Annotated in this window: 24 protein-coding genes, 1 tRNA gene, 2 pseudogenes and 1 riboswitch; of the genes and pseudogenes, 2 read left to right on the forward strand and 25 right to left on the reverse strand. The window is 44.7% G+C overall.

Annotated elements, in window-relative coordinates:
• Positions 1-247: 247 nt before the first annotated feature.
• From I2G42_RS09695 to I2G42_RS09810, 25 genes and pseudogenes are all read right to left on the reverse strand, one after another.
• Positions 248-1,183, reverse strand: coding sequence for an ABC transporter permease (locus tag I2G42_RS09695; RefSeq protein ID WP_055225933.1), 936 nt, complete (start codon positions 1,181-1,183; stop codon positions 248-250).
• On the reverse strand, positions 1,183-2,304 hold the full coding sequence (locus I2G42_RS09700) for an ABC transporter permease (protein WP_022461586.1): 1,122 nt from the start codon (positions 2,302-2,304) through the stop codon (positions 1,183-1,185). The genes I2G42_RS09695 and I2G42_RS09700 overlap by 1 nt, the downstream gene beginning before the upstream one ends.
• Positions 2,305-2,322: 18 nt before the next feature.
• Positions 2,323-3,870, reverse strand: a complete 1,548-nt coding sequence (locus I2G42_RS09705; RefSeq protein ID WP_373141908.1) for an ABC transporter ATP-binding protein — start codon at positions 3,868-3,870, stop codon at positions 2,323-2,325.
• Between the two features lie 168 nt (positions 3,871-4,038).
• Positions 4,039-5,211 (reverse strand): BMP family lipoprotein, encoded by a 1,173-nt coding sequence (locus tag I2G42_RS09710; RefSeq protein ID WP_055225931.1) that lies wholly within the window; start codon positions 5,209-5,211, stop codon positions 4,039-4,041.
• Positions 5,212-5,316: 105 nt separating this feature from the next.
• Positions 5,317-6,627, reverse strand: a complete 1,311-nt coding sequence (locus tag I2G42_RS09715) for an amidohydrolase family protein (protein WP_055225930.1) — start codon at positions 6,625-6,627, stop codon at positions 5,317-5,319.
• A 30-nt stretch (positions 6,628-6,657) separates the two neighbouring features.
• Positions 6,658-7,503 (reverse strand): purine-nucleoside phosphorylase, encoded by an 846-nt coding sequence (locus I2G42_RS09720; RefSeq protein WP_055225928.1) that lies wholly within the window; start codon positions 7,501-7,503, stop codon positions 6,658-6,660.
• 174 nt (positions 7,504-7,677) lie between these two features.
• Entirely contained in the window at positions 7,678-8,331 is a 654-nt protein-coding gene (locus I2G42_RS09725) for a YczE/YyaS/YitT family protein (RefSeq protein ID WP_055225926.1), read from the reverse strand.
• Between the two features lie 432 nt (positions 8,332-8,763).
• Entirely contained in the window at positions 8,764-9,027 is a 264-nt protein-coding gene (locus I2G42_RS09730; protein ID WP_055225924.1) for a hypothetical protein, read from the reverse strand.
• A 233-nt stretch (positions 9,028-9,260) separates the two neighbouring features.
• Positions 9,261-9,590: a cupin domain-containing protein gene (locus tag I2G42_RS09735; RefSeq protein ID WP_022462474.1), complete on the reverse strand. Its 330-nt coding sequence runs from the start codon at positions 9,588-9,590 to the stop codon at positions 9,261-9,263.
• A 215-nt stretch (positions 9,591-9,805) separates the two neighbouring features.
• On the reverse strand, positions 9,806-11,440 hold the full coding sequence (gene hcp, locus I2G42_RS09740; RefSeq protein ID WP_055225922.1) for a hydroxylamine reductase: 1,635 nt from the start codon (positions 11,438-11,440) through the stop codon (positions 9,806-9,808).
• A gap of 215 nt (positions 11,441-11,655) precedes the next feature.
• Entirely contained in the window at positions 11,656-12,339 is a 684-nt protein-coding gene (locus I2G42_RS09745) for a Crp/Fnr family transcriptional regulator (protein ID WP_055225921.1), read from the reverse strand.
• The gene (locus tag I2G42_RS09750; RefSeq protein ID WP_055225919.1) at positions 12,323-12,502 is read right to left on the reverse strand and encodes a hypothetical protein; all 180 of its coding nucleotides are present in this window, start codon (positions 12,500-12,502) and stop codon (positions 12,323-12,325) included. Before I2G42_RS09750 ends, I2G42_RS09745 begins: the two co-directional genes overlap by 17 nt.
• A 353-nt stretch (positions 12,503-12,855) precedes the next feature.
• Positions 12,856-13,026 (reverse strand): annotated as a pseudogene (locus I2G42_RS09755) (CDP-alcohol phosphatidyltransferase family protein); the annotation flags it as partial.
• Between the two features lie 11 nt (positions 13,027-13,037).
• Positions 13,038-14,081, reverse strand: coding sequence for an FUSC family protein (locus tag I2G42_RS09760; protein WP_118700640.1), 1,044 nt, complete (start codon positions 14,079-14,081; stop codon positions 13,038-13,040).
• A gap of 31 nt (positions 14,082-14,112) precedes the next feature.
• Positions 14,113-15,156, reverse strand: a complete 1,044-nt coding sequence (locus I2G42_RS09765) for a sensor histidine kinase (protein ID WP_055225915.1) — start codon at positions 15,154-15,156, stop codon at positions 14,113-14,115.
• Positions 15,156-15,866 (reverse strand): response regulator transcription factor, encoded by a 711-nt coding sequence (locus I2G42_RS09770; RefSeq protein WP_044024695.1) that lies wholly within the window; start codon positions 15,864-15,866, stop codon positions 15,156-15,158. Before I2G42_RS09770 ends, I2G42_RS09765 begins: the two co-directional genes overlap by 1 nt.
• Positions 15,845-17,278, reverse strand: a complete 1,434-nt coding sequence (locus tag I2G42_RS09775) for a phospholipase D family protein (RefSeq protein WP_055225914.1) — start codon at positions 17,276-17,278, stop codon at positions 15,845-15,847. The genes I2G42_RS09770 and I2G42_RS09775 overlap by 22 nt, the downstream gene beginning before the upstream one ends.
• 197 nt (positions 17,279-17,475) lie before the next feature.
• Positions 17,476-19,035: a cardiolipin synthase gene (gene cls / locus I2G42_RS09780; protein ID WP_055225912.1), complete on the reverse strand. Its 1,560-nt coding sequence runs from the start codon at positions 19,033-19,035 to the stop codon at positions 17,476-17,478.
• 35 nt (positions 19,036-19,070) lie between these two features.
• Positions 19,071-19,184, reverse strand: a pseudogene (locus I2G42_RS17095) (GTP pyrophosphokinase); the annotation flags it as partial.
• The gene (locus I2G42_RS09785; RefSeq protein WP_202031404.1) at positions 19,166-19,456 is read right to left on the reverse strand and encodes a hypothetical protein; all 291 of its coding nucleotides are present in this window, start codon (positions 19,454-19,456) and stop codon (positions 19,166-19,168) included. The gene I2G42_RS09785 and the pseudogene I2G42_RS17095, both read right to left, overlap by 19 nt.
• A gap of 98 nt (positions 19,457-19,554) precedes the next feature.
• On the reverse strand, positions 19,555-20,808 hold the full coding sequence (locus tag I2G42_RS09790; RefSeq protein ID WP_055225908.1) for an ATP-binding protein: 1,254 nt from the start codon (positions 20,806-20,808) through the stop codon (positions 19,555-19,557).
• A gap of 311 nt (positions 20,809-21,119) precedes the next feature.
• Positions 21,120-21,791 (reverse strand): GNAT family N-acetyltransferase, encoded by a 672-nt coding sequence (locus I2G42_RS09795; protein ID WP_226906398.1) that lies wholly within the window; start codon positions 21,789-21,791, stop codon positions 21,120-21,122.
• Positions 21,776-22,201, reverse strand: coding sequence for a GNAT family N-acetyltransferase (locus I2G42_RS09800; RefSeq protein WP_055195028.1), 426 nt, complete (start codon positions 22,199-22,201; stop codon positions 21,776-21,778). Before I2G42_RS09800 ends, I2G42_RS09795 begins: the two co-directional genes overlap by 16 nt.
• A 472-nt stretch (positions 22,202-22,673) precedes the next feature.
• Positions 22,674-22,747 (reverse strand) — tRNA-Arg (locus I2G42_RS09805).
• Between the two features lie 374 nt (positions 22,748-23,121).
• Positions 23,122-23,265 carry a hypothetical protein gene (locus I2G42_RS09810; RefSeq protein ID WP_022461225.1) on the reverse strand — a complete coding sequence of 48 codons (144 nt, stop codon included), beginning with the start codon at positions 23,263-23,265 and terminating at the stop codon, positions 23,122-23,124.
• Between the two features lie 109 nt (positions 23,266-23,374).
• Positions 23,375-23,450: riboswitch (cyclic di-GMP riboswitch) on the forward strand.
• A gap of 282 nt (positions 23,451-23,732) precedes the next feature.
• On the opposite strand from I2G42_RS09810, the gene I2G42_RS09815 reads away from it, so the two are divergent.
• Both I2G42_RS09815 and I2G42_RS09820 read left to right on the forward strand, forming a co-directional pair.
• Positions 23,733-23,996 (forward strand): response regulator, encoded by a 264-nt coding sequence (locus I2G42_RS09815; protein WP_242856659.1) that lies wholly within the window; start codon positions 23,733-23,735, stop codon positions 23,994-23,996.
• 174 nt (positions 23,997-24,170) lie between these two features.
• Complete coding sequence (locus I2G42_RS09820; protein ID WP_082424834.1) at positions 24,171-25,166, forward strand: DUF3878 family protein; 996 nt, start codon at positions 24,171-24,173, stop codon at positions 25,164-25,166.
• Positions 25,167-25,278: the final 112 nt, after the last annotated feature.

Raw genomic sequence — 25,278 nt, forward strand, 5'->3', positions numbered from 1 at the left:
ATTTTTTCCTTTCTTTGATGAAAAATAAATCAGAATGATAGAGAAAAGGCAGAGCCGAAAAAACACAGTTCGGATTTAACGGCTCTGCCTTTAAAAATTGTAACTATTCAGAGCCACATCTCGATTCCGCTGCGCTGCATCTCGATGTGGCTGCTCGCCATATGAAATTCCAGAAAAAACCGCTCATTCATGCAAGCATGATTCGCAATTTTTTCTTCCATTTCACATGGCTCTGAATAGTTACATATTATCTTGCGCCCTTATCGTATGGAATACCTTCGGCTTTCGGAGCCTGGGAATTCTTGGATGTGAAGGCGAGAATAATCATGGATGCGATAAACGGCATCATGTTGTAAATGTTCTTGGACAGTCCCAGATGGGAGAGGACGGTGGAGTCCGCAATGTTTGCCAGGGAACGGAATACCGCAAAGAATACGGCTGCTCCGGCAATGTGGAACGGTTTCCACTGACCGAAGATCATAACAGCGAGGGCAAGGAATCCGGCACCGGCTACGCCGACTTCGAAGTTCCAGGTGGTAACGGACGGAACGATGTAGGCAAATCCGCCGATACCGCCGAGTGCACCGGAGATGATAACACCGGTGTATCTCCACTGGTATACGTTGATACCAACAGAGTCGGCTGCCTGTGGATGCTCACCGCAGGCACGCAGGCGCAGTCCCCATTTCGTTTTGAAGAGGAACACGTAGCTGCAGATCAGAAGGATGATGCCGATGAACAGGAAGATGTTCACGGTAAATGGTCCGATCTTGTAAATGAAAGCGGCGTTGGTGTAGTTCAGCTTTGCGGAAGCTGCACCGTTTCCGGCATCCGAGCCGTTGTTGAATGCTTTTACCAGGACGATGGCAATGGCAGTAGCCAGCATGTTCAGCGCGGTTCCGCCGATCGTCTGGTCTGCTTTCAGTGTGATGGCGGAGAAGCCAAGCAGCAGAGAGTAGATCATACCGGATACGGCGCTCGCCAGAATGGAAAGTGCCACAAGTGCAGGAGCCGGGAGGTCCGGGAACAGAACCAGGACGAAGACACCGGCAAGGCCGCCGATCGCCATGATTCCTTCCAGCGCGATGTTGATGACACCGCTTCGCTCGGAGAACATACCGCCCATCGCAACGAGCATCAGAACAACGGCGTACAGTAAGGTAAATTTAATTAAAAGGAACATTATTTCTTCTCCTCCTTTCCGTTGTCTGCATTGGCATTTGCTTTCTGCTCTTTTTTGCTCTTGAACAGGTTTGCAACGATGCCCTTGAACAGGGTAACGAATGCGCAAAGGTAAATGATAACGGCAACGATCAGGTCCGCGATCTCCGGCTGATAATATTTCGTAGGCAGGTAAGCACCGCCGACCGAAATATGAGCAACGAAGAGAGCAGCGAAGATAACGCCGATCGGGTTGCTAAGTGCAAGAAGCGCAACCGGGATACCATTAAATCCGATGGCCGGGAGTGCTGTCGATACCTGCGGGTTCCACTCGGATGCACCGGAGAGGAAGTAGAGGCCTGCACCGATTCCGGCAAGCGCACCTGCGATGGTCATGGAGAGAACAACGTTTCTCTTCTCGTTGATGCCGGCGTATTTGGCAGCATCCTTATTGAATCCGCAGGCTTTCAGCTCATAGCCGAAGGTTGTTTTGTTCAGAACGATGTAGATGATGACCGCAATGGCAATCGCAATGAAAATCGCAATCGTTGTGGAACTGGTACGGAAAATGGAGTTCATGCCGCAGTCCGGAATCAGGGATTTCGGAGAAGCGGAGCTTAATTTGTAAGTACGTGTGGTCTTCTGATCATACATGCCCGGGATGGTGTTGTACATCAGCTCATTGACAAGATAAAGACCAATCCAGTTGAACATGATGGAAGTAATAACTTCATTTACGTTGAAGTATGCTTTGAAGATACCAGGAACTGCTCCCCAGATGGCTCCGCAGACCATAGCAGCCAGAAGGCATACATACCATGGCATGTGGAGGATGATGGCAAAATACAGGGCGCCGAAGACACCGACGGTGTACTGTCCGGCAGCACCGATGTTGAACAGACCTGTTTTAAAAGCAAATGCAACCGAAAGTCCGGTCATAATCAGGGGAGCGGACTGAGCGATTTCACTTCCGATTCCTTTCGGCTTTAAGTAAAAGCCGCCTTTGATGATTCGTGTAAATCCATCCACTGCGTTCTCCGCGTTGATGCAGTATAAAATGATAAATCCCACAAGAAGACCGATCACAATACATACAAGAGAAGCGACAATGGACAGAAGAGCGTTTTTCGTTTTTTCGTTCATGCTTTTCTTACCTCTCTTTTATACTTCTTCGGGAACCGGATCCCGTTTTGCACCTGCCATGTAGAGACCGAGTTCTTCGACAGAAACGGTTTTCGGATCCAGCTGGCCGACCAGCTCTCCTTCGTACATAACAAGAATACGGTCGGAAACATCCATAACCTCATCCAGTTCCAGAGAAACCAGAAGAACGGCTTTTCCCTTGTCGCGCTGTGCAACGAGCTGGCTGTGAATGTATTCGATGGCTCCGACATCAAGACCACGGGTAGGCTGTACCGCAACGAGAAGATCAGGATCTTTGTCGATCTCACGCGCGATGATCGCTTTCTGCTGGTTTCCGCCGGACATGCTGCGGGTGATGGTCACAGGACCCTGGCCGCTGCGGACATCGTACTGCTCGATCAGGCGCTCGGCATATTCGCGCACGGCTTTTGATTTGATAAAGCCGAAGGATTCAAATTCCGGCTGCCAGTAACGCTGCAGCACCATGTTCTGCTCGATGGAGTAATCCAGTACGAGGCCGTGTTTATGGCGGTCCTCCGGGATGTGGCTCATGCCCATCTTGGAGCGGTCGCGGATGGAAGCTTTCGTGATGTCCTGTCCGTTGAACAGAATTTTACCGCCGGATACTTTTTCCAGTCCCGTGAGGCCCTGAACGAACTCGGACTGGCCGTTTCCATCGATACCTGCGATGCAGACAATCTCGCCTTTTCTTACATTAAAGGAAACATCTTTGACGGCGTTGTTTCCGTGCACCTTGCTCGGTACGGTCATGTGCTCTACTTTCAGAACGGTGTCGCCCGGTTTTGACGGCTTTTTGTTGACGGAGAAGCTGACGTTTCTTCCGACCATCATGCGGGAGAGCTCTTCTTTGGAAGTTTCGCTGATGTTGACGGTTCCGATGTATTTTCCTTTGCGGAGAATCGTACAGCGGTCGGCAACTTCCATGATCTCGTTGAGTTTATGGGTGATGAAGAGGATGGATTTTCCTTCTTTTGCGAGGTTCTTCATGATCTTCATCAGCTCGTCGATTTCCTGCGGCGTCAGAACCGCGGTCGGCTCGTCGAAGATCAGGACTTCGTTGTCACGGTAGAGCATTTTCAGAATTTCGGTACGCTGCTGCATGCCGACGGTGATATCCGAGATCAGAGCGTCCGGATCGACCATCAGACCGTATTTCTCGCTCAGTTCCATGACTTTTGCACGGGCATTCTTTTTCTCGAGGAAAAGGCCTTTGGTCGGCTCTACGCCGAGGATGATGTTGTCGAGAACCGAGAAACATTCGACCAGCTTAAAGTGCTGGTGCACCATACCGATGTTGAGATCATTGGCGTCGTTCGGCGTGTTGATATGGACTTCCTGCCCATTCTTCTTGATGATTCCGGAGGTAGGCTGATACAGACCAAAAAGAATACTCATCAGGGTTGATTTTCCTGCACCGTTTTCTCCAAGCAGAGCATGGATTTCTCCTTTTTTGAGCTGTAACGTAATGTTGTCGTTCGCCTTGATACCCGGGAATTCTTTGGTGATGTTCAACATCTCAATAATGTACTCATTTTCCATATACATATTCCCTTTCAAGCGTGGTTTTGCAGGACTGCCGAAGGCATGGAAAACAGGGCAGAACTGCGGGTTTTCATTATGTCTAGTATAGCATTTTGTGTGACAGAAAAAAAGGGGAAGAGAAATAATATTCTCTTCCCCAAAAGGCATATTGTTACAGAAACAGTATGCACATTAGCTGATGTAATCAACGGTTACGTGAGAACCTACTTCCGGCTGATTTTCTGTATCGCTGGAGATTTCGATGGAACCATCGCGGATACCAGCCAGTACAGTTTCATACTGATCCTGTGTGAAGGTTGTGAATCCCCAGGATTCGGAATCGGTAGGAAGGCCGATGTAATCTCCGTCTTTCAGTCCAAGCTGCTGAGCAGTTCCGCCAAGTTCAGAGAAGTTTCCGCTGAAGTAGGAATCCAGAGCGTTGTTGATGGCGCTTGGAAGACCTTTCATAGCGGAAGTCAGGCAGCGCTCGCCGATTTTGGAACGCTGGTCAACGTCTACACCAATAACTTTTCCGTCGTGTGTCTCAGCTGCATCCAGAGCAGATGTCCAGATACCGCCGCCGCAGGCGAATACAACCTGTGTTCCGTCTGCATACCAGCCCTCCATACGGGCGGTGATGGAGTCATCGCCGTAGAACTGGCCGCCATAGTAATATTTTACGTTTACATCTACGCCGTCTTCTTCAGCAGCAGCGTTGATACCCTGTACATAACCGTAACCGAAACGGATAACGGCCGGAACAGCGATACCGCCGAGAAAACCAAGACTTGTGTAGCCGTCTTTTACTGCAGCGTATCCAGCCAGGTAGCCGGCCTGCTCTTCTTCGAAGGAGCAGATGTACACGTTCTTTCCGAGATCAACAGCTTTGCCGTTTTTTACAATATCACCTTCGGTAACATCGACTGCGATGAAGGTTACATCCGGATAGGTGTCCTGCTCTTCAGCGATGGCAGGTCCGAACAGGTAACCTGGCATTACAACAACGGTAGCACCCTCGGAAACAGCAAGATCGATGGAGTTGATACGCTCTTCATCGGTATCCTCTGCCGGTTTGTAGTACTCGTACTCTACGCCGTTTGCATCGCCGTAGGCGCATACAGTTTCCCAGGTGATCTGGTTGAAGGATTCGTCGGTGATATCTCCGGAGTCTGTGATCATGGCAATTTTCTCACCTGCGGCGTCTTTTTTTTCTCCATCTGTGGAAGCAGAAGCGGAAGTTGCGCTGGTGGAATCGGCGCCTGTGGATGCGTCGGAGGAAGAGGAGCCGTTGGAGGAACCGCATCCTGCGAGTGCAGCAGTTGTCATGGCGGCTGCAAGCAGTAAGCTAACTACTTTCTTTTTCATAATAGTATTCTCCTTTCAAGAGGTACAGCGTTTCTGCGTGTATGGCTACATTATAATATAAAAGAAAAAAGTATGTCAAGCAAAGGAAAAACTGCGTGAAATCCACTAATTATCTGCATGCGAGCCGGAAATTCTTCGGATAATGGCGTTGGATCTTGCATAAATTTCTTCCGGGTCAAAGCCGATATGGAATTCGCCGTTTTCGTAGAGGATTTGACCGTTTACCATGGTAAGCTTTACGTTCTGTTTGCTGCCGCTGTAAACGAGGTTTTTGATCAGATTATTCTCCGGCTGCATGTTCGGCTGATGGAGGTCAATCATGACGAGATCGGCCTTTTTGCCGGCAGCGAGACGGTCGCAGTCAGTAAGCTGCATCGCGTGTGCGCCGCCTGCGGTTGCCATGTAGAGTATCGCATCAGCCGGGATTCCTGCGGCGTCCATCTCACGGACTTTGGAAAGACCGGTGGTCAGGAACATTTCGCGGAACATGTCGAGGCAGTTGTTGCTGGCTGGCCCGTCAGTGCCGATGGCGAGGTTGATGCCGTTATCGTAAAAACGCTTCAGCGGGCAGATGCCGGAGGCGAGCTTCAGGTTTGAGGAGGGATTGGTAACGGCCGTCAGTTTCCGGTCACGGAAGATCTCAAAATCGCGGTCCTCCATCCAGATGCAGTGGTAGCCGCCGCCTCCGTACTGGAACATGCCTAAGCGTTCCATCAGCTGTGTCGGGGTGAGTCCCCAGCGCTCTTTACAGCCCTCGACTTCGCTTTTTGTTTCGGCGTTGTGTGTCCAGACAGGGGAATGGTATTTTTCGGCGAGTTTGGCAACGGATTCAAGAAGCGGGCCGCCGGTCGTATATTCGGCGTGGAAACCGAGCAGATACGAGGTGCGGTCGGAGAGTTTGTTGACATAGTTATACATCTCTTCGAGAATTTCCGGGCTGTCGACGAAGTTGTTGAGACCGCTGGTAAGAACGGTGCGGAATCCGGTGTCGACCGTGGCAGCGATGCTGTTTTTCTGCTGGATGTACATGTCGAAATTGGAGGTGATGCCGCTCGTCAGATATTCCATGATGCCGAGGATATTGAGCCAGTAAACGTCGTCCCCGGCGAGCTTTGCCTCGTTCGGGAAGACCTGGCGCTCGAGCCATTCGTGGAGCGGGAGATCGTCCGCGTAGGAGCGGAGGAAGGTCATCGGGGTGTGCGTGTGTGCGTTTTTAAAGCCCGGGATCAGAAGATTGCCGCGGGCGTCAATTTCGCGGTCGAAGACAGTGGTCTCTGCGGCATCTGGATCTGCTTTTCTACCAGGTCCGATATAGGTGATGGTGTCGCCGGTGACATGAAGTTCGTCTTCGGCGATGGAAAAATGGTTTTCAGCGTCGAGTACGAGAATTTTGGCGTTGTAAAAACGTGTATTCAAAAAAGATCTCTCCTTTATTTTACGTGCTGTTTACAGTGTCTTTGCGATGCCCTGAATCGTTGCGGCAACGAGTTTTTTGAACTGCGGTGCAACCATGTCAGCTGCCTCCTGAACTTCCGCATGGCACAGAGGCTGCGGGGAGATGCCGGCGGCAAGATTGGTAATGCAGGAAATACCGATGACGCGCATGCCCATATGGCGTGCAGCGATGGCTTCACAGGCGGTGCTCATGCCGACCGCGTCTGCGCCGAGGGTGCGGCACATGGCGATTTCCTGCGGGGACTCGTACTGCGGGCCGGTGAGCTGCAGATAAACGCCTTCCATCAGGTCGATATCAAGGCTGGCTGCAGCTTTCCGTGCGATTTTCTGGAATTCAAGGTCGTAGATCTGGCTCATATCCGGGAAACGGGTGCCGAGCTCGTCGATGTTCGGTCCGATAAGCGGAGATGGAACGAAGCAGGCGATCTGGCCGTTTAACAGCATCAGAGAGCCTGGCTTTGTGCCCTGTTTGATGCCGCCGGCGGCGTTGGTTAAGAACAGTGCTTTTGCGCCCATCAGCTTCATGAGGCGGGGCGGGAGAACGACGTCGGTCATCGGATAGCCTTCATAATAATGAACGCGGCCCTGCATGCAGACAACCGGCACATCGCCGACGTAGCCGAAGATAAAACGGCCCGCGTGGCCCGGAACAGTGGAAACCGGGAAGCCTTCGATATCGTGGTAATCGAGGGTTGCGGTAACGCGGATATCATTCGCAAAATCACCGAGGCCGGAACCGAGAATCAGTGCGACTTCCGGCTGGAAATCGATCTGGGAGCGGAAGCTCTCGTAGCATTTCATCAGTTTTTCGTAAACAGGGTTTGGGGTGTTGCTCATAGGAAAAACCTCCTTAATATAAATGATTTTCTGCTTTTTGAGTCTTTTTTCGGCTATTTTTAGGGAAGAAAAGCCTGCCACAGAGATGTGAGTCCCGGAGGCAGGCTTTTCTTTTAGAAAAAAGATCATCTGGTAGTTCTATTGTAGTATAGAAAGCGCGGAAAAGCAATGATTTCAGTCATCAAAAATATTCAGATGCTGTTTCATGATATTTCCCAGCCATTCAATGACCGGACCGAGGGTAATAACCATCAGCACGGTGACAATGCCGAGTTTTCCGCCGAGCAGAACGGCGATCGCGGTGACAACGAAGTCGTAGACGATGCGGATCACACGGAACGAAACGTTCGGCAGGTGGGTGGAGATAATGAAGGATACTGCGTCGTACGGTGCAGTTCCCATATCAACATCCATATAGAAGGATGCGGCAAGGATAAACAGGACCAGCGCCGGGATCAGCACGGCGATTCGCACACCCATCGAGGTGAAGAGGTCTGCCGGAAGGACTTTCGCCCAGATCCAGGAGAAAAAGTCGATGGAATATCCCACGAGAAACATGTTTGCGAGGGTTCCGAAGCCTAAGTTTCTGCCGCCGAAAATGATAACGAAGATGAGCAGGACGGTATTGAAGAGCGCCTGCCAGTTTCCGATGCTGATGCCGAGGCGGGTGGAGATGGTCTGGTTTAACAAGGTACACGGATCGGTGCCGAGATCGACGAGAAGCAGCCATGAGAGCGCAAAGCCCATCAGGATGACGGCAGCGATGACCAGAATCAGGCGGGTCCAGAAATATTTTTTCTGAAAAAAGCCCTGGATGATTTCTTTCATAGTATGAAGTTCCTCCCTGTGATTTATGCTTGGTTTTTCACCTTTTCGGGCGGATTTTCTACGCATTTCCTTCGAAATTTTTCGATCGTCTTTCCAACACGTTTTTCGCCCTTCTTTCCAGAAAAATCTCCGCCGTTTTTTTCGGCGGAGATTTGACCGTTTCTGTTATTTTAGTATATTTTTCCCAAAATGTAAACTATTTTCTTTTAATGATGTCAACTTGGCGTTCACAAAATGATGAACGATAAATGAACATAAATTAACATAAAACATAAAATTAAAAAAACACGTTCATTAATAAATTAACAAAATAAACATGTGAGCTGAATGAAATTTGTGCATTCTACAATGTGTCCACGCGAGACGGACAGAACCTTGAAAAGAACTACAATATACGGATATACGAATTAATGTCATAAACAGAAACCAAAGTTATAGAACCAGCTCCACGTTTTTACCGAAGACTTCGCGGTATAACTGTTCGCGTTCCGCGGTGATCAGCCGCCCGACGGAATCGGTTGCCGCACCGAGACAATCGGCGCAGGTGAGGATCTGGTAGAGAATGGCGTTGTCGTTGCCTTTATGGGTATACTCGCGCGGATAGCCGCCTTTTTCGTCGTACCAGAGATGGTGGTAGAGCGCCGCCTCGGCGTATGGTCTTGTGGAATCCCATTTGCTGAGGAGCTCATAGCCCATCTGTGGGTGGAGACGGATCAGATCAAAGAGAAAAAGTACATTGCATCATTGGAACCGTATATTGGAGATATTCTACTGGTTGGAATTAATTATGATAAAAAGACCAAAAAGAATGAATGCCTGATAGAAAAGGCGTAAATGAATAAAAAGGCAAGGCAGCATATCACAGGAAATCCTGAGGCATGCTGCCTTATTTTGTCAGGCATATCAATAATTGGTTCAAAAAGGATACGTTAGAATACCACTACCAGAAGCATCTTATACTGCTCTTTGCCATACACTGCATGCGGATGTTTTGCCGGCATGACGATGGATTCGCCTTCGTGGAGTTCGTATTTTACGCCGTCGATGGTGATTTCACCGGTTCCGTCGAGGCAGGTGACGAAGGCATCGCCGCCGGACTCGTGGGTGCTGATTTCTTCGCCTTTGTCGAAGGCAAATAAGGTGATGCTGACGGATTCATTCTGTACCAGTGTTTTGCTGACGATCTGGCCTTCCTGGTAGGAAACCTGATCTTTTAAGACCATAACCTTGGCTTTATTGATATTTTTCATGATGCTCATAGTTCATAAATCTCCGTGATAGAATGAGAACGTGTCTGAAAAAATTCCCAGGCACGTTCTAAAAATGTGTGATTAAGATGAGATGACTCATCAGTGTCGGGCGTGTATAGAAATGGAATCTGAGGTCCGTTTTCTGATATGCCCAAATTCAAAGATATTTTTGTCTGAACATATACAGTATACGTGGAAAAATGAAAGAAAGCAAGGGGTTTTCTTTATTTCCCGAAAAACAATTCCATATCGTTTTCAACGGTATCGATTCCGGCGATGCCGAAGTTTTCAACGAGAAGAGCTGCAACATTTGGGCTTAAAAATGCCGGAAGTGTCGGGCCGAGGTGGATGTTCTTGACACCGAGCGACAGCAGTGCCAGAAGAACAATCACAGCTTTCTGCTCGTACCAGGAAATATTGTAGATGATCGGCAGATCGTTGATATCGTCGAGGCCGAAGACCTCCTTTAATTTCAGTGCAATCACGGCAAGAGAGTAGGAATCATTGCACTGGCCGGCATCGAGGACGCGCGGAATGCCGTTGATGTCGCCGAGGTTCAGCTTGTTGTATTTGTATTTTGCACAGCCGGCGGTCAGAATCACGGTGTCTTTCGGCAGTGCCTGTGCAAAATCAGAGTAATAGCTGCGGCTCTTTGCACGGCCGTCACATCCAGCCATGACAACGAATTTTTTGATTGCGCCGGATTTCACGGCATCGACGATCTGGTCTGCCAGGGCGAGTACCTGTGCATGGGCGAAGCCTCCGACAATGGTTCCCTGCTCGAGTTCCGTCGGCGGTGCGCAGTGCTTTGCCTGTTCGATGAGCAGAGAGAAATCTTTTGTCTCACCGATGACGCCGTCGATGTGCGGGCATCCCGGATAACGAACCGCTCCGGTTGTGTAAATACGGTTTTTGTAGCTGTCCTTCGGCGGCACGATACAGTTCGTCGTCATCAGAATCGGGCCGTTGAAGGCTTCAAATTCTTCTTTCTGTTTCCACCAGGCGTTACCATAATTTCCCTTAAAATGTTCATATTTTTTGAACGCCGGATAGTAGTGTGCAGGCAGCATTTCGGAGTGGGTGTAAACATCGATGCCGGTGTTCACGGTCTGCTCGAGCAGCATCTCGAGGTCGCGCAGATCATGGCCGGAGACGAGAATACCCGGGCGGGTGCCGACACTGAGATCGACGGTGGTGATCTCCGGATTGCCGTAAGCGGAAGTATTGGCCTCATCGAGCAGTGCCATTCCCTGCACGCCGTAGGAGCCGGTCTCGAGTGCGAGAGCCGTCAGTTCCTCTGCGGAGAGGGAATCGTCGAGCGTTGCGGCGAGAGCACGCTGCAGGAAGGCATCGATTTCCTCGTTTTCTTTTAAGAGAACATTGGCATGGCTGGTGTACGCGGCAAGTCCTTTCAGACCGTAGGTGATGAGCTCGCGTAAAGAGCGGATGTCCTCATTTTCCGTGGAAAGTACGCCGACGGTTACTGCTTTTGCGGCAAACTCATCGGTTGTGCCGTTCCAGAGGGCGGCTTCCGGCAGAGCGGAGCAGTCGGCAAGCTGAGCGAGAAGCGCTTTGGTCTCAAGCGTTGCCTCAATTCGTGCGCGGATCGTATCATCATCAAAGTTCACGTTTGTGATGGTCGTAAACAGGTTTTCGGTGATGAGATGATTGACGCTGGCATCGACGGTTTTTCCTTCGCGGCGGAGCTGTGTCGTCACGGCGGAAAGTCCTTTCGTCGTCCAGATCAGCAGATCCTGCAGCGCCGCTGTCTCCGGGCGCTTTCCACAGACACCGGATTTTGTACAGCCGGAGCAGCCGGCAGTTTCCTGACACTGGTAGCAAAACATATTCTGTTCCATAAAAATAGTTCCTCCTGTAGGGTATTTCCGAGGGGTTAAGCGCAGAGGGAAAAACAGATCTGCGCGGAGTTTCATAATTTACACGTACAGAATATCGGATATAACAGGAAAAGTATGTGGTTATAACCACGGAAAATACTTTTTGTGTATATTCGTTTATGAAAAATAAGCGTTTGAAACGATGAAACGGTAAAAAATTTACGCTGCGGTACCGCCTAGAGAGACGGATGACGCAGCGTAAATTTGTTTTTATGAAATTCGAGGATTCCCTCTTTCTGCATTTTTCCGAGTTCTTTGGAGAGGGCGCTCCGGTCGAGGTTCAGGTAGTCGGCGAGGCCCTGGCGGTCGAAGGGGATCGTAAAGGTGTCGGCGCCGGTTTTGGCAGACTGCGCGGCGAGGTAGACCAGCACGCGCTCGCGGATCGTCTTTGGTGTAGTGCAGAAAATGCGGTTGGAGAGGGTAAGATTTTTCTGCATGGAGATGCGGAGCATGTTACTGCGAAGCTGGGACAGCCATGCATCATCACCATCGGCGGTCTGGTCGAGGTTTCGAAGATTGAAAAAGAGAACCGTCGAGGCTTCGGCTGCCGTGACATTCACCATCATCGGCTCCCGACAGAAGGCATACGTTTCGGCAAATACCTGGCCGGGGGTGATCTTGCTTAAGATACTGCGGTTGCCCCAGAGATCCGTATTCTCCACGAAAACGCTGCCGGACAGCACAATCCCCAGTTCGGACACGCGGTCACCCATGTGATAAATGGTCTGGTTTTTCTCAAACGAACACGTCCGCAGCCACCCGCTCGAAACAAGAGCCGTCCGCCCGGTTTCCGAGATGCCATGAAAGAGCGGGAGAGAAAACACCTCGGCCGGAAAAACAGCATCAGCCAATGATTTCATACTGCAGCATCTCGTATTTCAAAATACTGCCCTCCATAATTTCCGGCGGCAGCAGTGCGCGGGCAACCAGTTTCATTTCATTGTCCTCCGGTTCGATGTCATTGCGGCGTAAATGCGCGTAATCACCATCGATGGCGACTACTTCGTAGGTGCAGGATAACATAAGAAAACAACCTCCTTTTTCTTTACATGATACCTATTATACCGTGTGCAGAAACGGATGTCGATGGAATTTTTAATGTCGGAAACAAAAGTCTATGCTATACTTACAGCAGGGTATGACAGAAAAGAAAGGATGGAAGGTAGGATCCTGGGGGAAGAACTTGGACTGGAAGTCTGCTCGGTGCTGAGAAAAATCCGGGAAGATATGTAGCTCATTATCATCAGCGGCTATGCGGAATTTTCTTATATAATAGGAAAGTTCGACATCTGCTCAGAGAAATCCCTAAACATGTGGAGGATAAAAAAACTGATTTTCTAACAGAGCTTCTGCCATGGTCCAAGTCTTTACCAGAACATATCGGGAAGCCCAGACAGCAATAAGATTTCACCAGCTAACAGAGGATTTTTCTTTACACAATAACTCCATATAATTACCGGAATCAGACAAAGCCGAAAAAAAGAAAGAAGATTAGGAACCGTAATAATTCTATTCAAATTTTCTTCCTGATTTACTTCACTCTGCATGTACGGTCACCTTACTTTCCTTTTTTTTTAGACATAAACCAATAAAATATAACACAAAATGCTAAAGCAAACACAACACCAAAAACATTTTGAATCACTCTAAGACTAACCGCTCCTTGTAGTCCATAAGTCTCTGTAGCAATGGCTAAAGCACCAAATGTGTTAAATACTGCCTGCCAGCCATATTGTGCTGAAAATCCTACACCGATTCCACCAAGAATTCCTATATATGCATAGATTGACGAAGGAAGCAGAAAATATAATACTGTAAAACATATAACACCTGCAATATTTCCAACAATCCTTTTACGGACTCTGTAGTGCATATCTTCCATAAACGGCAAAATCGTGGACATGGCCGCAATACCAGCCCACATTGCACGTGGCATATTACAAAGTTCTGCAATGCAAAGGACAATCGGTACGCATAAAATCTGACATATCTGCCATTTTGTTCTGGAAGAAGTGATATCAAATTCTTGTATCAGATCTTTCAGATTTCTTTTATAGGTTCTGTTTTTATGATTTCGATAAAATACGAAGCAGGTAAGTGCTGCACCTAAAGCCATTCCGACTAATCGCATCTGATAGCTTTTTCCCGTAACATCATAACCATATAGCAGTAGATACCCAAGAACCAATGTAGATTGATTAAACATGAATGGATTATGGCATCCGAACAGAATCAACACAGCCAGTGCCGCAATATTTAACAGCATTCCCAATACCGGTGAAAACTGATTTGCTAAATGCGGACATACAGTCATAATTACAAAGAACAAAGCCAAAAGCATCGTAGATTGTCCGGTGTGGATCCCCAGATCCGCATTTCTAAACACCATGAGACATAATAAGACTACTACACCTACAATGCTGTTCTCATTTCCAAATAGGATACTGAAAATACTAACAAAGCAAAAACAAAATGCCATTGTAGCAGCTATCTTCACCAGATATACCCACATATGATATGATTTTTCTTTTAGTGTTTCACTCTTTTTCAACAGGTTTTTAGAACCTGCCTGATTTAACTGCAACTCCTGATAAAATGTCATGTAATTCCTCCTATATCTGTTTTTCTTAAACTTATATGGCCTTATCTTTCTGTATTGGAAGCTCTACAACAAATCTGCATCCACCATATTCACGGTTTTCTGCTTTGATTGTTCCTCCGGCACTATCTACAATCCGTTTTACAAGTGCAAGACCTAGGCCATTTCCTTCTGCTTTATGAGATCCATCTACCTGATAGAACTTGTCAAATATTCTGGATTTTACATCATCCTCTATTCCTGGTCCTTCATCTTCCAGAATGAACTTAACAGAATCCTGTTCTTGTTTCAGAAACATCGTAATTGTCCCCTTTGAAGGGCTGAACTTAATCGCATTATCCAAAAGATTTATCCAGATATGCATAAAAAGTCCTTCATTCCCAGTATATTTAACTTCCTCCAATTCTACCTGAAAACCAATTTCTTTTTCTGTCCATTTTGTTTCCAATGAAAGAAATGCCTGGCGGATCTGTTCATCCAGACGATATTCTGTTTTTTTCATTGGTATATTCTGATTCTCTAACTTGGATAACAGCAAAATATTACCAACCAATCCGGAAAGTCTTTGGGTGTTAAATAAGATTTTTTCTACATATTCCTCTTGATCCGGAGACAGTTCTTCTCCCTGAAGCAGCATTGTATATCCTTCAATGGCATTAATCGGGGTCTTAAACTCATGAGAAACATCAGATACAAAATCCATCTGCAGCACCTCTGTTGCACGAAGTTCTTTTGTCATAACGTTAAAACTTTGATAAGATTCTCCAACTTCTGCTATACGGCTGTTCGTTTCCAAATGCTGTTCAAAATCTCCCTGAGAAACTTCCTTCATTGCTTTACTAAGTCTGGTAATTGGTTCCAGTAACTTTGCATTAATAAAGGAAGTGATCAGCCCGGCAATCAATGTATTGAAAATCAAAAGCCAGCCAAGCACAGATATGCTGCCCGGCAGATTAAAAAAATGATTCAAAAAAGCAAATAATAAAGCAGATATGACTGTTGAAAATACAAGTGCCAGCCAGATTGCACCAGTCAGACAGGATCGGATCCGCAATCCTTTTTCTTTCTTTTGTTCCATTATTTTTTCACCACCTTGTATCCAATTCCACGCATTGTTACGATTTCAAAATCAGGGTTATCTTTAAAACGCTCTCTGATTCTTCCTATATGTACCTCTATCGTATGTGGGTCTGCCTCCGTCTCGTATCCCCATACTTCATCCATCAACTGTTGTTTTGTAAATGTTCTGCCTGGCGAAGCTGCAAGCTTATATAAAAGCAGGAATTCTTTTTTAGGCAAAACAAGACTTTCCTTATCAGTTGTAACCGTCATTGCATCATAATCAAACTCTGTTGAACCGATCACAATTTTGTGTTCATTCAGTATCTGTGCACGGCGAAGCAGTGCTCCAACTCTTAAAACCATTTCATTCACATTTACCGGTTTTACCATATAATCGTCACTTCCCGAAAGAAATCCCTGGCGCATATCATCAAAGGAACCTTTCGCAGTGATCATAAGTACCGGTATCTGATATCCTGCTGAACGGAGTTCCGACACCAGTTCATAACCATCCATAACCGGCATCATAATATCGGAAATGATCAGATCAATATACTCTTTATCCAATATTTCTAATGCCAGTGCTCCATCCGATGCACTTTTGACCTGATATCCATTCTTCTCAAGCACTTTTTGGAATAGCTGGCTTAATTCTTTATCATCTTCTACAATCAATATTTGAAACACGTTTTCCTTCCTCCTTATTAAAACAGATACCTTGCCCATCCAAGCAGATGCTGTACCAAAAATATTTTTCTCTGACGTTTCTTTGTTAATTCGATTGGCTCTACATGATATGGATCACGATAGGTTCCATCTTCCAATACCTGTCGGGACACTCTTTCATATTCCATCATGCCTTCTTCCAACTGTTTATTAATCTCTTTGCTACGTATTACAAGCATCAGTTCCGTATCCAGATACGTGCTTCTCATATCCATGTTAAAGGAACCGATTACGGATAGATCATCATCAATCAGGATGCTTTTTCCGTGGTAAGAATAGCCGCCTTCATACTCCCAGATATCAATTCCTGTATTTAAAATTCTGTTTCTGTTTCTCGCATAATCAGCAGAACCAAACGGATTTCCATTGTTGGCAACCGAATTGGTCATGATAGAAAAATCCGGAACTCTCTCCGCAATCTCTTTCCATGTATTATACATCATATCATTGCAAATAATATATGGTGTATGAATTTTCACGCGCTCTTTTGCATTTTTCATTAGTTCTCCCAGTTGATACCAGACTACTGGTTCCTTGGAACCTGTGTGGATAGGATTTGACACTAATGCAATCTTTTCTGTCTCAAAAGTTTCGTCCGTGTAATCGGTATCGCAGATTCTTTCCTTATTCTCTTCAAAATATTTCTGATAGCCGTTCTGCAGTTCTAAAACTGCGTTCTTTACAGATTTTCTATTTGCCAGTTTTTTATTGTCATGAAAATAACCACTGTCTTCTTGTTCCCATATCGTTTCAAAATACTCTAACAACTGGTTAACTGAATTTTCTTTCTCAGGTTCATCGCAAACCACTAACACGTCTCTGTCATAGTTCTTATGTCCCGGAAAATCACCCAGGAAATAATTGTATGTATTTCTTCCCCCAAGAATATATCTCTTTCCATCTGCAATCAAATATTTATCATGCATTCTACCCATCATTTTCCACGGTTTCAACGGATTGGCCTTATTATATAGTTTAATTTCAACATTCTCATGGGAAGATAATCCATAGAAATACGGATTTCCTTCCATATCAATCCAGCTCTCCATTCCATCTACTAACAGACGAATATGTACACCCCTGTCTGCCGCATCATGCAGTGCTCCTAAAATCAATTTTCCACTTTCATCGGATTGAAATGCAAAAGTAGAAAGAATAATTTCCTTTTTTGCATTTTTGATCAAACGCACTCTTTGTAAAAGCGCTTCTGGATTCTTTTCTATGATTACTGCCCGTTCTGTATTTTCACTGCATTCGTTCCATGACCCATTTTTTGTTTCTTTTTTGGTTGTATTGGACACTTCCGGCTGCTTTTTATATGCAACGTGGATTCCGAGCAATTCATAAAAAGCCACACATAAAAAAACTGCCAGTATAACAAGAAGGATTTTACATATTTTATACTTTTTCATTGTACATCACCTGATTCCTTTTTATTTCATACTTATACAATACAAAGTCAATCTCAATTTAACCTCAACAAGGTTTGTTTTTTCATCAATGCAAAATCTTCTTTGTACAACAGACTGTTAGATATAGCAAAAACGGCCTTTCAAAAACAGTTAACTTCTAAATCAACTGTTTTTTGAAAGGTCGTTTCATCAGATTCTTATAGCAATCCAGCAAATAATCTCATAAATAATTGTCCCAGTCGCAAATATGCACTTCGTCCGGTTTGATATTGGTCTGTCACATCACGACATTCTCCCATCGTTCTTATCAGATCATTTTTTATTTCCACAACTGCCTGACAATCTGCCATAAAACAGCCGTTTTCAAAATGGTGATATAAACTTCGATAATCCAGATTAATTGTTCCACAAGTTGCCATACAGTCATCTGCCACACTCATTTTTGCATGACAGAAACCAGGAGTCCACTCATAAACACGAACACCATGTTTAACCAATCCATGATAAAAAGAACGAGTTATATTATAAATGAATTTTTTATCAGGGATACCAGGTGTGATAATTCTTACGTCTACCCCTCGCTTAGCAGCCAGACATAACGCATGCGTCATTTCATCTGTTATGATTAGATATGGAGTCATAAACCAACAATATTTTTCAGCTTTATTTATCATACTGATATAAACTTCTTCTCCTACTTGCTCATTATCCATAGGGCTGTCTGCATAAGGTTGAACAAACCCAGTTTGCTGTGCCGCATAATCATAGTGGAAAAGGTATTTACTAAAATCAGAATCATTAGCATCCTTATCACTTACTGCATTCCACATTTCCAAAAATGTCACCGTAAGCGACTGAACAGCATCTCCTTCTAAACGAATACCTGTATCTTTCCACTGTCCATACGGGTGTGTGTAATTAAAATATTCGTTTGCTAGATTATATCCACCTGTAAATCCGACTTTTCCATCAATAACTGTTATTTTTCTATGATCACGATTGTTCAAAAACAGATTTAAACCTGGCATAAACGGATTGAATACACGGCAATGAATTCCTATTGCCTCCATCTTTTTCACAAAATCTGTGTTAATAAAGCCTATAGAACCCATATCATCGTAGAATACTCTAACTTTCACACCTGCTTTTACTCGCTCTTCCAGAACATCTTGAATCTTATGCCATGCTTCAGCGTCTTCTATCGCATGATATTCCATAAAGATAAACTTCTGTGCTTTCCCCAAATCCTTAAGCTGTGCCTCTAATCCTTTCACTGCTTCATCAAAATACACAATATCCGTATTCTGATAGATTGGATACTGCGAATTTCTTTGTATGTAACTTGCTATATTTCCTGCTTTCGGAATTGTTTCTTTTATTCTGCTCAAACACTCCTGACTGTCCGGGAGCATTGGTAACAATTTGCTATCAATTTCTGCATATCGCTCACGCATTTTATGTGTGCCGCCATTCAAACCAATCAACAAATACAGGCCTACACCCATAATTGGGAAAATTAGAATTAAGATGACCCAAGGCATTTTCATAGAGGATGTCTTATTTGATGCGTACAATCCCAAAACCAAGATCCCACTCAAAATCCTTGTAAATAAATTTATGATTTCTGCATATTCATTCAAGCGTGTTACGATAGTAATAATAAAAATCACTTCCAGAAGAATGCAGATTATGGAAAAGCACAGCCGTTTTACCCCATTTTTTGTTTTTGCTTTGCCCTCTAAAGTATCTTGTTTCATATATATTCCACCTTCCTACTTGCTCAGTTTTCTCCCTAAATTTCGTGTAACATACCAATTTTGTCTTTTATTCTCTGCAGTTCATTATCTGCTTCAATGATAGCTCTTGCAGAATGAAGTAATTCTTCACTTATCTCATCATAGCCAGGATGAATTGACTTACGTCTGGCAATTCTTGCAGCATTTCGTTTAGGGTTTTGTGCTTCACATATTTCTGCACATACACCCAACAGGCAACGCTACTGACTTCTGATACAATGTCAGCTATGGTTTTGCGCATAAGCTCTTCAAATTCAGCAATTTCTTCTTTCGGAACAACATCATACAGTGTTGGTGCCTGATGACTTATTTTTACTCCATTTTCATTTGCATCTTTAAGCAGATTCTTAACTTTTTCTCTTGAATCCTCCGGTACTTTCATGTACTCCCACATAAATGCTACCACATCGGCTGGCCTTATTTATATCATTTCACTCTTTTTTGAAATAGAACAACACCACAGCAACAACTCAAATCGACTTAAAATTCCAGACTATTCGCATTCAGCAAGAAATACTTCATTCCCATGATGACAAAACCTTCATCATTTCTCCAAGGCTTTTTGCTGCCATTTACAATGACGATCTTCTTAAAAGAGTCCGGGATATTACGCAGAGAATTGAACTCCTGCGTCTGTTTTTCTTCCGAAATCATGTCATATGCAACCTGGATATAGTATCTCTGGTTTCCTTGATTCACCACAAAGTCAACCTCCAACTGCTTGCGAACACGTTTGCCCTCTTTATCCTTATCGAAGATATCCACGACACCCACATCAACATTGTAGCCACGGATCAACAGCTCGTTATAAACAATGTTCTCCATGATATGAGTAGGCTCCTGCTGTCTGAAATTCAGACGTGCATTTCTCAGTCCCAGATCCGTAAAGTAGTATTTCAGATTTGCACCGATATACTTTCTGCCCTTAATATCGTATCGGCTTGCCTTGGAAATCAAAAAGGCATCTGTCAAATAGTCGATATGCTTGGAGATGGTTTTATTAGCATAAGTCATCTGGCGCTCACTGGCAAATGTATTGGCAATCTTTGAAGGGTTGGTCGGTGCGCCGATTGCAGATGCAAGCACATCAACCAGAATCCCAATCTCATCCACGTTCTGAATCTTATTTTTTTCAATAACATCCTTCAGATAGACATTTGCAAAGATGTTCTTCAGATAGTCCGCTTTCTGTCGTTCGCTCTGGAAACTTACGATCTGCGGCAATCCTCCGTAGATCATGTAGTCATCCCAGGCATCATCATAATCGCCGTCATAGACAGAATAAAACTCTGCAAAGGAGAGAGGGTAGATTCTAATCTCATCACCTCTGCCACGGAATTCGGTCACAATGTCGCTGGACAGGAACTTGGAATTACTTCCGGTGACATACACATCAATATTGCTCATGCGGAGCAGGCTGTTCAGCACTTCCTCAAATCGTGGCATGAACTGCACTTCATCCAAAAGGAGATAATACTTCCCGTCGTCTTTCATGGCATCCTTGATGTACTTGAAGCATACCTTGGGATCTCTTAATTCTTCGTTCTCAATACCATCCAATGCAATTTCAATAATATGATCAACATCAACGCCGTTCTCCAGTAAGTATCTCTTAAAGATGGTAAACAGCAAAAAGGATTTGCCACATCTACGAATGCCGGTAATCACCTTTATCATTCCATTATCTTTTCGCTCGATCAGCTGCTGTAGGTAAGCGTCTCTTTTAATCTCCACCGTTATATTCCCCATTTCCGTGCATCTACACACTTTTTAGTAATGAGATTCTATCGCAGAACGACCTGAATTTCAATATGTATTCCCATTTTATGTGCATCTACACACTTTTATGTAATGTTGATAAATATATTTTCAGATTTTTTTGATTGCAGTGTCTATAATCGATTACTCCAATCGTTATTATAGGTAGACAACAAAAAGAAGATGGTTCCGATGTTTCATTAAATATGTTCGTTAGTCTTTTACGCAAAGGATTCTATCTCCTCTGCGCCCTAATGCTTTTCGGATTCAGTTCAACAAACTGGATTTTACCAATTTTCGGAGATTAAGGTTTCCGGATGTGAAAAAACTAATTTAATATTCTTCTTGGAATTCAGCAACAACATCAATGTACCTTGTTCTTTTGTCTCCATTTGCGTTGTCATGACCAATGAACGATATGGTTTGAAGCCACATTTTGTCTGAACTCGTTTTGATTGTTCATTGAAATCATAGTAACCACAAATCAGAAAATCATAATCCAATTCGCCAAATAAATAATCTTTAACTGCATTTACGGCTTCGGGCATAAGTCCTTTTCCCCAATAATCTTTACTCAAAACATATCCTAATTCTCTGCCGTAATAATCCTTGAATTCTGTCAAAGCATCTTCTAACCCATATTTTTCTATGCCAACAGTACCGATTACTTTATTGTTTTTCTTTAAGCAGATTGCAAATACTTTATCCTCACTGATAAAGGAATTCATAATACTTTGAGATTCAGCAATATTTTCATGATGTTTCCATCCTGCCATCTCCCCAACACCTTCGACAGATGCATACTCATAGAAATCCTCCAAATCTGTTTGTTTGAATGATCTAAGAATGAGCCTTTTTGTTTCTATTACTTTTCCGTCTATTCTGAAGTCAGCATTCATATTTTTACGCTCCTCATAACGTCTAATTCTCCAAATTCCGATTTCTATTTTCGTTTCCATAGCATAGTGTACTCTTTTTCACCAGTATCTTCATCCAAATCTTCACATTGAATAATGAACCCTTCTCTTTGGTAAAAAGAAATTGCTCTGGCATTCTTCTGGTATACATTTAATCGTAAGCTAACTTTTTTATCCTTAATATAATCCAATAAAAGCTTACCTATGCCACATGACTGCATTTCATCGGAGACAAAAATACCTTCGATATATTCATCATTTAGTCCTACAAATCCTTGTATCATTTTATCTGCTTCAAACACATAGACTTCGGATTGTGACAGCATTTCTTTTACTAATTCATAATTACTTTTCCAGTATTGATTGGAAATAAAATAATGTGCTTTCAGATTTGTCTTTAACCATATGTCAGCGACTCTATCGATATCTCCGTTCAGCAACTTTCTAATCATAACAAATATTCTCCACAACTACATCCTTTATGCTTTTTTCTTTTTTCCATTCTATCACAAGTTCACCATTAATTATCAATTTCTTGATATTTTTTCTTTTCCCTCACTGTAAAACAGACTCTGAGCGTTTCGTTATATAGAGGGATACAAATAAGAGCAAGATCCACCCATGTTTAACGGTATTGCCATTTTGCCTCCCGTCAACCTATGGGTTTTATCTTGATGGGGATCTCCCCATACCCTCTCAATAACAGACGTTTCGCTTGTTTGGTTCAGTCATCTTGACTCCTTTCCTCCAGGATTCAGGAAATAAAAAATGCCTGCCTGGAACTTTTATAGATAGTAAAGTTCCAAACAGACATTGCTGTTTGACCATTAGCTGTAGCTAATAGAATTGAAGAACGTGATTAGAAAATAACAAAAGCGTTCGTTGTCAGCTAATCCAGCTAACATTTTCGAACGCTTTGAAGCCCGTCGCCAAGAGGATTTGAACCTCCGACCCCTCGCTTAGGAGGCGAGTGCTCTATCCAGCTGAGCTATGACGACACATGCCGCAAACCCTTGATTTTACTGGGTTTCTGGGATTTTTCCCTTCGGCCATATATAAGATTATCAACTCTATTTCGAGTTGTCAATCTACAGATTTTTTCGATTTGGTAACATTAGAATGCTCCCCAATTTGGGGAATGCTTTGTTGTCACCTTTGGCATTTTTCAGAATAGATTCGAACTGAAAGTTGTTTTTCATTTTTTCCCTTTGGGGAATGCCTCGGCTTTCTCTTAGGAGGCGGACACTCTATCCTACTGAGCTACAGAAACAAAAATTATAAATGTTTCAGCCAGGTCAGCAGCAAAAATATTATACTATATTTTTGCTGCTTTTTCAAGACGAAACACATACTTGCGATTCCGCAGTTTACTTCAGGAATTTTCCATTGTGAGTACCTGATAAATTCTCTTATAGGCTTTTTCATAGGTCCAGCAGCCTTCGACATTGTTGTAGTATTCATTATTTTTTTCGACAACATATTCTAAATCGTTTTCTGTCATGAGTCTGTATTTCATCGTACACCTCCAATGTTAAAAACAGTAATCTGCCAAAATCCAGAGGTCATTATATCATATTCCGATGGGAAAGGAGAAGAGAGTCTTACAGCAATGAATTAAAATAAAAAAAGAATCTCGGCAAAGCAGTCGAAAGGCTGTGACGCAAAGCTACAAGGCCTGTAAAATGGCAGCCAGCTGCGTAAATATGGAACATTTCTTATAAAATAAATAGGGAGAAATGACTGAAATGCACGGTAGGAGAATCTATGGTGCTTTTTTATTGCCTGCGAAAAGAAAATACGAGAGGAGGAGTTTGCATTTTCCCGCCATCCGGCGATCACCGTATTTACGAGCATGAACGTGGAGACACCGACCATCATGGCGTATCTGTTTGACCACCCGCTGTATCTGGTGGCACTGATTGCAGGTGTGCTGCTGTTCTGCTTGCGGAGGATAATGCACTGAATGCAGAGGTTGCGACGGAGCTGCTCGGAAGCCTCGGCCTTGTCGTGGACTGGGCGGAGAATGGTTCCAAGGCCGTGGATCAGTTTGAAGCGTCGGATCCGGGAAGCTATTTTGCGATCTTCATGGATATGCAGATGCCGGTGATGGATGGCATCGAGGCGACGAAAAAAATTCGAAACAGTGTGCGTGAGGACAATGATGTTCCGATTTTTGCGATGACAGCAAATACTTTTGCAACGGACCGCAAGCGGTGCGCGGACGCGGGCATATTCCGAAACCGGTGAATTTAAAAGAGATTCAGACGACGCTGGACGAGAAAGTGCGGACGGCATGCGCCGGATAACGGGACGGATTAATAACAGAAAAATTTGGAGAAGGGGCTCTACTGCTTTGGATTGCAGTGGAGCCTTTTTATGGTGTATCATAGGAAGTAAAAGAAAACAGGGGAGAATCACGGAATGGAAATTGCAGAAAATATCACATGGACCGAGGAACTGGAAAGGCTGGATGTGCTTCTTTCGCAGGGGCAGTTCGAGCTGCTGCTTCCGGGTGAGCGGTACGGGGGAGGAGAAAAGGAGATCTGGCTTGTCTATCTGATGAACGATGCGGCAGAGAGCTTTCTCGTTTTTCATGACGCGGAGCTGACGGGAACGTATCAGAAGGAATACGAGGGAGAAATAGATGCCGCACTGGAAAAAGACGGGGAGCAGTACGTTCTGATCGTGCGGCAGAAAGAGACGGTGTGCACGCTGTTTTTCAGCCGCCTTTCACTGGAAGTGCATCTGTTTGATTACGGAAAAACGGGTCATTTCTGGGTGGACGGATACGAGTATCTGCGGCAGATTGAGTTCCGTATTGCGATCCTGCGGGACAAGCTGGAATACCTCGGCGAGGCGTTCTGCACCGAGGAAGAAATGCGTCTGGCATCGCTGGCCAATTTCCCGCCGCTCAATTTCTGTTGCTACCCGGCCGTGCCGGATCAGTATCTCGTACCGTCATGCCCGTGGTGGGAAGCGACGGAAGAGGCAATTACGGAGATGAAAAAACTGGCATCGGAGGCAGGCGATAAAGTGCTGCTGCGGTATCTTGCACTTTATGAAAAATGGCAGGGAAAACTCCTCGCAAAACAGATCGCAAAACTGCTGCATACGAGCCGCCACGCGAAAGTCGTGGATTTACTGGAAAAAAAACTGGCCCGCGAAGCACAGAATTACCCGAAACGACGCTTCACTGGCGAAGAAGGAACCCAGATCCGAAAAATCCAGGAGCAGGCAATGAAACGGAAAAAGATACTGGAAGCCGAAGGAAAACGCGCATCATTGCTGCGCGAGGAGCCATTCTTTTATGCACGGGATTCGGTGGAATATAAGGTCCATCTGATGATCTGGGGAACGAGAGGGAAAGAGCGGGTTGTGGAGGTTGAGACGTTTAAAATTTCCAGAATGCAACAGTAACGATCAGCTCCTTTACGGACGAGCCGGAAGTGATCCAGTTTTAATACCAGTAGACAAGAAGTCCCCCGCTTCTAAAGTGGTGGGATGAATTGTTAAAAGAAACATAACGGCA

It is taken from the genome of Fusicatenibacter saccharivorans, assembly GCF_015557635.1.
GTDB classification, from domain to species: domain Bacteria; phylum Bacillota; class Clostridia; order Lachnospirales; family Lachnospiraceae; genus Fusicatenibacter; species Fusicatenibacter saccharivorans.

What these genes read in the sequence shown, in the direction of transcription:
- I2G42_RS09725 (WP_055225926.1), bottom strand. Translation starts at nt 8,331, where the DNA reads ATGAAAGAAATCATCCAGGGCTTTTTTCAGAAAAAATATTTCTGGACC.
- I2G42_RS09765 (WP_055225915.1), bottom strand. Translation starts at nt 15,156, where the DNA reads ATGGAACAAAAGAAAGAAAAAGGATTGCGGATCCGATCCTGTCTGACT.
- I2G42_RS09785 (WP_202031404.1), bottom strand. Translation starts at nt 19,456, where the DNA reads ATGAAAGTACCGGAGGATTCAAGAGAAAAAGTTAAGAATCTGCTTAAA.
- I2G42_RS09705 (WP_373141908.1), bottom strand. Translation starts at nt 3,870, where the DNA reads ATGTATATGGAAAATGAGTACATTATTGAGATGTTGAACATCACCAAA.
- I2G42_RS09760 (WP_118700640.1), bottom strand. Translation starts at nt 14,081, where the DNA reads ATGACATTTTATCAGGAGTTGCAGTTAAATCAGGCAGGTTCTAAAAAC.
- I2G42_RS09710 (WP_055225931.1), bottom strand. Translation starts at nt 5,211, where the DNA reads ATGAAAAAGAAAGTAGTTAGCTTACTGCTTGCAGCCGCCATGACAACT.
- I2G42_RS09820 (WP_082424834.1), top strand. Translation starts at nt 24,171, where the DNA reads ATGGAAATTGCAGAAAATATCACATGGACCGAGGAACTGGAAAGGCTG.
- I2G42_RS09730 (WP_055225924.1), bottom strand. Translation starts at nt 9,027, where the DNA reads ATGGGCTATGAGCTCCTCAGCAAATGGGATTCCACAAGACCATACGCC.
- I2G42_RS09795 (WP_226906398.1), bottom strand. Translation starts at nt 21,791, where the DNA reads ATGGAAACGAAAATAGAAATCGGAATTTGGAGAATTAGACGTTATGAG.
- I2G42_RS09695 (WP_055225933.1), bottom strand. Translation starts at nt 1,183, where the DNA reads ATGTTCCTTTTAATTAAATTTACCTTACTGTACGCCGTTGTTCTGATG.
- I2G42_RS09800 (WP_055195028.1), bottom strand. Translation starts at nt 22,201, where the DNA reads ATGATTAGAAAGTTGCTGAACGGAGATATCGATAGAGTCGCTGACATA.
- I2G42_RS09750 (WP_055225919.1), bottom strand. Translation starts at nt 12,502, where the DNA reads ATGTTATCCTGCACCTACGAAGTAGTCGCCATCGATGGTGATTACGCG.
- cls (WP_055225912.1), bottom strand. Translation starts at nt 19,035, where the DNA reads ATGAAACAAGATACTTTAGAGGGCAAAGCAAAAACAAAAAATGGGGTA.
- I2G42_RS09735 (WP_022462474.1), bottom strand. Translation starts at nt 9,590, where the DNA reads ATGAGCATCATGAAAAATATCAATAAAGCCAAGGTTATGGTCTTAAAA.
- I2G42_RS09745 (WP_055225921.1), bottom strand. Translation starts at nt 12,339, where the DNA reads ATGAAATCATTGGCTGATGCTGTTTTTCCGGCCGAGGTGTTTTCTCTC.
- I2G42_RS09720 (WP_055225928.1), bottom strand. Translation starts at nt 7,503, where the DNA reads ATGAGCAACACCCCAAACCCTGTTTACGAAAAACTGATGAAATGCTAC.
- I2G42_RS09770 (WP_044024695.1), bottom strand. Translation starts at nt 15,866, where the DNA reads ATGGGCAAGGTATCTGTTTTAATAAGGAGGAAGGAAAACGTGTTTCAA.
- I2G42_RS09810 (WP_022461225.1), bottom strand. Translation starts at nt 23,265, where the DNA reads ATGAAATACAGACTCATGACAGAAAACGATTTAGAATATGTTGTCGAA.
- I2G42_RS09775 (WP_055225914.1), bottom strand. Translation starts at nt 17,278, where the DNA reads ATGAAAAAGTATAAAATATGTAAAATCCTTCTTGTTATACTGGCAGTT.
- hcp (WP_055225922.1), bottom strand. Translation starts at nt 11,440, where the DNA reads ATGGAACAGAATATGTTTTGCTACCAGTGTCAGGAAACTGCCGGCTGC.
- I2G42_RS09700 (WP_022461586.1), bottom strand. Translation starts at nt 2,304, where the DNA reads ATGAACGAAAAAACGAAAAACGCTCTTCTGTCCATTGTCGCTTCTCTT.